This window comes from Mycolicibacter sinensis (assembly GCF_001673565.1).
GTDB lineage: Bacteria > Actinomycetota > Actinomycetes > Mycobacteriales > Mycobacteriaceae > Mycobacterium > Mycobacterium sinense_C.
Genome location: NZ_LZMF01000014.1, coordinates 1 through 5,724, shown reverse-complemented (window position 1 = coordinate 5,724; position 5,724 = coordinate 1). Strand labels below are relative to the sequence as shown.

Below are 5,724 nucleotides of genomic sequence, written 5' to 3'. Positions count from 1 at the left end.
TGACTGGTAGTGACACCCCCAGCATCCGCCGGGAACGTCACGAGGAGCGGAGGCCCCGCCCCTTCATCGCATCAACGGTAGTTAACGAATGGCGCCGACGATGTCGCCGGACATCGCGCCCAGCTGCGAGGCCCACGACCCCCAGCCGTTGTCACCGGCGGAGAAGTCGAAATGCCCGTTGTGGCCGTGCACCTGGCGGTACTGCATGTTGAAGAACCGGCCGGAGCCGTGCGCCTCGGCCGGGTCGCCGATCATCGCCGCCGGGTTTGACGCGCCGCCCATCGGGTTGTAGATCCACACCCGGGTGTTGTTCTGCGCCAGCAGGGTGGCGTGCACCGTCGGGTCGTGCCACTTCCAGCGGCCCAGCTGCGGCGCACCCCACATGCCGTACGGGTCGACCCCGCCGAAGTTCTGCAGGCCGGCGCTGATCACACCGCTCTCGGTGGTGTGCGACGGCCCGAGGAAGCCCGACATCGAGCCGGCGAAGCCGAACCGGTCGGGGTGGAAGGTGGCCAGCGCCAGTGCGCCGTAGCCGCCCTGGGCCGCGCCGACCACGGCGTGACCGCCCGGCGCCAATCCCCGGTTGGCGGCCAGCCAGTCCGGCAGCTCGGTGGACAAGAAGGTGTCCCACTGCTTACTGCCGTCCTGCTCCCAGTTGGTGTACATGCTGTAGGCCCCACCAGCCGGCGCGACCACCGAGACGCCCTTGCCGGCCAACGTGTTCATCGCGTTGCCCGCGGTCACCCAGTTGCTCAGGTCGGGGTGGGCGTCGAAGGCGTCGAGCAGGTAGACCGCGTGCGGTCCCTGGTTGAGGAATGCCACCGGGATGTCGCGGCCCATCGACGGTGACGGCACCATCAGGTTCTCGAACTGTGCGGCATGCGCGCCCGCGCCGACCATCACGCCGCCGCCCCACAGGCCCAGCGCCAGCACGGCCACGCCCAGCGTCCGCAGCAACTTCGACAGTCCGCTCATACCCACCTCGCTCGTCGGTACAGATTTCGTGGCGATCATCGCCTGCTGGCTCGCGCGCCGGCGATCCGCCGAAGGTAGTCAACCACACGACGACGGCGGTCAGGGCCGGAAACTACCGACGGCGGCGACCCTTCGGGTCGCCGCCGTCGGCGGTGCTTATGCGTAGCGCGGGACTACTCGGCCGGAGCGCTCTCGGTCGTCGGCGACGCGCCCAGGTGGCTCTGCAGGTCGGGCTTCATCGCCTGCAGCTGCTGGCCCCAGTACTCCCAGGAGTGCGTGCCGTAGGCCGGGAAGTTGAAGATCGCGTTGCTGCCTCCGGCCGCGGTGTAGAGCTCCTGGAACTTCTTGTTCGCACCGATCATGAAGTTCTGCTCCAGGAAGACGGCCGGGATGTTGTCGCCGCCCAGCTCATTGGCCTTGCCGTTGCCGCAGAACACCCACAGCCGGGTGTTGTTGGCCACCAGCTTGTCGACGTTGACCGTCGGGTCGTTGCGCAGCCACGCCGGGTCGCTGTCCTCGCCCCACATGTCGTTCTTCTTGTAGCCGCCGGCGTCACCCATCGACAGGCCGATCCAGCCCTTACCGGTGGACGGGTTCAGGTAACCCGACAGCGAACCCGCGTAGGTGAACTGGTTGGGGTGGTAGATCGCCAGCGTCATCGCCGACGAGCCCGCCATCGACAGGCCGACCGCGGCGTTGCTGGTCTGGCTCACGCCGTACTCCGAGGCCAGGTAGGCCGGCAGCTCACTGGTCAGGAAGGTCTCCCACTTGTAGGTGGAGCAGCCCGCCTTGCCGCAGGCCGGCTTGTACCAGTCGCTGTAGAAGCTGGACTGGCCACCGACCGGCATGATCACCGAGATGCCCGAGTTGAGGTACCACTCGAACGCCTGGGTGTTGATGTCCCAGCCGTTGAAGTCGTCCTGGGCGCGCATGCCGTCGAGCAGGTACAGGCCCGGGGAGCCCTGCCCACCGGTCTGGAACTGCACCTTGATGTCGCGGCCCATGCTCGCCGAGGGCACCTGCAGGTACTCGACCGGCAGACCCGGCCGGGAGAAGGCGTTCGCCTCCGGGGTGCCGCCGACGACACCGACCAACCCCGCCAGCAGGGCCGCGCCGGCGGCGGCGACCATCAACCTGTCAAGCAGCTTCATCCTGGACATCCTCATTCGTCTTGTTGCCATGCTCATCATTGGGTGGCCCGAGTCGGACCAGATCTGCGCGCGCGAGCGCGGCAGTGCCGGTGTAGTCAACCACAGAAACCTGACCTCGACCTCTTACGGTTCTGCCTCGCCACCGGCGAATCGGCCCGACAAGGGATTTCCCCGCGACCGGTGCGCTGCGCTCACGAGGCCATTCGAGCCGGTAAGACCGGACGTGGCCGGTAGCTGCGGCCGGGAGACATGACGTCCATCACATTTTCGGCGTGGACGTTCGCAAGTCCGCCCCGTCACGGTACGTCGGGCGGCATCCCGGTATAAGGCGGGCGGGTCGGTTCGGGCACGGCCAGGCCGCATCGGATCAGTTCATCGCGCGGCACCCGCTCGATCCGGTACCGGGTATAGCCCGGCGAATGCAACACGTTGGACACGAACCGGCGCGGGCCCATCGGCGCGCGCACCGAACCCAGCACCGCCGCGGTGTCGGGGCAGCGCAGCGCGGCCTCGGCCTCGGCGATCCAGTCCTGATCCAGGTAGCCCGGGATCAGCGGATACCACTTGACCCACGGGCCGTCGGCCACCACCCAGTCCCGGAACAGGTCCTTGTCGTGGCCGATCCGGCCGTGCTCGAGCCGTTCGGTGTGCGCCGCAATCGGATTGGCCAAGCCGATCTGGTCGAGCAACCGGACGTCCAGGCCGGTGTTCATGCTCAGCATGCCCAGATTGGTGAAGAAGACGGTGTGCGGCCCGGTCCCGCCCGGGTCCGGATCGGTCGGGACGCCGATGCCCGGCGGCACCGGCAGGATGACCGGGACGACGTCCCACTGGTCGTAGTTGCCCGACGGCAGTAACAGCGCCCCGTCCGGGGTGGCCGCGATCGTGCTCAGCACCGCGCGCATCCGCGGGTAGCCGAGATAGTCGGCGGCGGTCAGCGGATGGGGGTGGCCGGTGGCCTGCGAATAGAACCGGCGTTCGTCGACGATCCCGGAATAGGTGACCCGCGTTGCGTCATCGGCCATTCCGGGAGAGTTGGCCGCCCACAGCGCCCAGCCGGCCACCGCCAGCCACAGCAGACCGACCGCGCCGCTGAGCGGGTAGCCGGCTTCGCGGTGGAAACGCGCGCCGTCGGGCAACAGCACCGGGACGACGGCCACCGGGGCCAGCATGCAGAACAGCGGCGCCAGCAGCACCCGGCCGTGCATGAAATCGCCGCCCTGGCGGATCCAGTAGGCGCCCTGCAGCACACCGCTGATCACGAAGAAGCAGACCACCGCCCCGGGGCTCTGCACCAGCCGCGCCCACCGGCCGACCCCGCGCGGCACCGGGCGCCGGGGCCGGTGCCGGACCGCCGAACCGACCCACAGTGCAGCGCCCAGCGCTGTCGACAGCACTGCGGGCACCCACAATGCGTAGGGGGCGTTGAAGTTCGCCAGGTAGATCATGCCCTGCGACCACTTGTCGCCGGCGGCGTCCTTGGCCAGCGCGGTACCGGGCACCAGCAGCGCGTAGTAGCCCATCCGGAAGATCTGGTAGGCCACCGGCAGCGCGCCGCCGGCCACCAGGATCAGTGCCCGCGGCCGCCAGTCCCGCGCCGCGATCAGCAGCATGATCAGCGCACCGCCGCCGATCAGGGCCAGCTCGGGGCGGACCAGCACGCTGCAGCCGGCCACGAAGGCCAGGGCGGCGGTGAATCGTGTTCCGCGGGCACGAGATCGAGGCATCCGCAGCGCCTGCGCCCAACAGACCAGCATCCACCACAGCAGGCCCAGATAGGCCAGCACCAGGCCGCTCTCCAGTCCGGAGGTGGCGAAGTCGCGAGCGGGCGGCACCGCGATGTAGACCAGTGCCCCGGCCGGCAGCAGCAGCGCGCGGCGGCCCTGCAGGCCGGGGGCGTACAGCCGGGTGGTGCCCAGCATCAGCAGCGCCACCCCGGCCAGGCTGAGCGCCAGCGCGAATGCCAGCGCCACGTACTCCATGCGCACCGGGCCGCCGAGCCAGCTGCCGACGTACATCAGGTAGGTCCAGGCCGTGGAGGTGTTGGCCTCCACCCGTTCACCGGCGTTGAAGACCGGCCCGTTTCCGGCCAGCAGGTTCCGCACGGTGCGCAGCACGATCAGACCGTCATCGGAGATCCAGCGTCGTCGCCACGCCCCGATGCCGAACAGCAGCAGCACGATCGCCACCGCCGCCCACGAGCTCAGCCGCACCGACGGGCTGTAGGCGACCGCCGGCCAGCCCAGTGGCCGGACCCGCGGGTCCGGCGCTGGGCCTTCTGCGGCCCTCCGGGCCGAGCTACCCGAAAATGACGGCAGCACCGATGGTTCCGATCCAGAGCAGAGCCATCAGCTGCAGCACCCGGTCGCGCCGCAGGATGTCCTCGGGCTCTCCGGCCATGCCGCCGTCGACGTCGACCGCGTAGCGCAGAATCGCGACGATGATCGGGATGATCGTCACCGCATACCAGGAGCCGGAACCGTTGTCGCGCTCGAAGGCGAACAGGCTGTAGCAGACCAGCATCGCGGTGGCCGAGGCCGTCCACACGAAGCGCAGGTAGGTACCGGTGTAACTCTCCAGCGACTTGCGGATCTTGGCGCCGGTCTGCTCGGCCAGCTGCAGTTCGGCGTAGCGCTTGCCGGCCACCATGAACAGTGATCCGAACGCCATCACCAGCAGGAACCATTGCGACAGATAGATGTTCGCGGCCGCGCCGCCGGCGATCGCCCGCAGCAGGAAGCCCGACGACACGATGCAGATATCAAGCACCGCTTGGTGTTTGAGTCCAAAGCAGTAGGCCAGCTGCAGGGCCAGATAGACCGCCATCACCAGCGCCAGGCTGAGGCTGAGCGACCACGAGATGAACAGCGACGCCACCCCCAGCAGCGCCGCCAGGCCGTAGGCCAGTCCCACCGGGACCACCCCGGCAGCGATCGGCCGGAACCGCTTGGTCGGGTGCGCGCGGTCGGCTTCGACGTCCTGGGCGTCATTGACCAGGTACACCGCCGAGGCCGCCAGGCTGAAGGCCACGAAGGCGACCAACGCCTTGCTGCCGACGTCGGCGTAGTCGTAGTGCACGTCGCCGCCGAGGGCGGCCAGCGGCGCGGCCAGCACCAGTACGTTCTTCACCCACTGGCGGGGCCGCATCGCTTTGATGATGCCGGTGACCAGGTTCGCCGGCGGGCCGGTCTCGGGCGCCCGGCCGTCCACGTGTGCACTCATCCGGCGCCTCCAGAGTTGTCCAGGCGGCTCGCGGCCGCGGCGACCGCGGCCCCGACGAGTACGCCGGTGGCCACGTCGCTGGGGTAGTGCACGCCGAGCACCATGCGGGACAACGCCATCGGCGGCACCAGCAGCGACGGCAGTGTCTTGGTGGGCAGCCCGGCCGCCCGCCCCAGCAGGATCGCCGCCGCCGTGGTGGAGGTGGCGTGTGCCGAGGGGAAACTCAACCGGCTCGGGGTGGCCACGTTGACCGCGATCGCCGGATGGTGTGGGCGCTCGCGGCGGACCACCCGCTTGATCACCACGGCGGCCGCGTGGGCGACGAACGCCCCCGCCCCTGCGGTCAGCCAGGCCCGGCGCCGTCGCGGCTGGGCCA

The 5,724-nt window shown here is 69.5% G+C and carries 5 protein-coding genes; all 5 read right to left on the bottom strand.

All coding sequences use genetic code 11. The features are described from left to right. Positions 1 to 81: 81 nt before the first annotated feature. Positions 82 to 975, bottom strand: coding sequence for an alpha/beta hydrolase-fold protein (locus tag A5648_RS02485; protein ID WP_065023035.1), 894 nt, complete (start codon positions 973 to 975; stop codon positions 82 to 84). 173 nt (positions 976 to 1,148) lie between these two features. Further along, a complete protein-coding gene (locus A5648_RS02480; protein WP_109470661.1) occupies positions 1,149 to 2,126 on the bottom strand; it encodes an esterase family protein in 978 nt (325 codons plus the stop codon). 296 nt (positions 2,127 to 2,422) lie between these two features. Continuing rightward, positions 2,423 to 4,447 (bottom strand): flagellar motor control protein ZomB, encoded by a 2,025-nt coding sequence (zomB, locus tag A5648_RS02475; protein ID WP_065023034.1) that lies wholly within the window; start codon positions 4,445 to 4,447, stop codon positions 2,423 to 2,425. Continuing rightward, the gene (locus tag A5648_RS02470; RefSeq protein WP_065023033.1) at positions 4,425 to 5,348 is read right to left on the bottom strand and encodes a decaprenyl-phosphate phosphoribosyltransferase; all 924 of its coding nucleotides are present in this window, start codon (positions 5,346 to 5,348) and stop codon (positions 4,425 to 4,427) included. Before A5648_RS02470 ends, zomB begins: the two co-directional genes overlap by 23 nt. Continuing rightward, a partial coding sequence (locus A5648_RS02465) for a phosphatase PAP2 family protein (RefSeq protein ID WP_065023032.1) occupies positions 5,345 to 5,724 on the bottom strand: 380 nt, incomplete at its 5' end. The genes A5648_RS02465 and A5648_RS02470, both read right to left, overlap by 4 nt.

Coding starts and splice junctions, on each gene's coding strand:
- A5648_RS02485 (WP_065023035.1), bottom strand. CDS start 975: ATGAGCGGACTGTCGAAGTTGCTGCGGACGCTGGGCGTGGCCGTGCTG.
- A5648_RS02480 (WP_109470661.1), bottom strand. CDS start 2,126: ATGAAGCTGCTTGACAGGTTGATGGTCGCCGCCGCCGGCGCGGCCCTG.
- A5648_RS02470 (WP_065023033.1), bottom strand. CDS start 5,348: ATGAGTGCACACGTGGACGGCCGGGCGCCCGAGACCGGCCCGCCGGCG.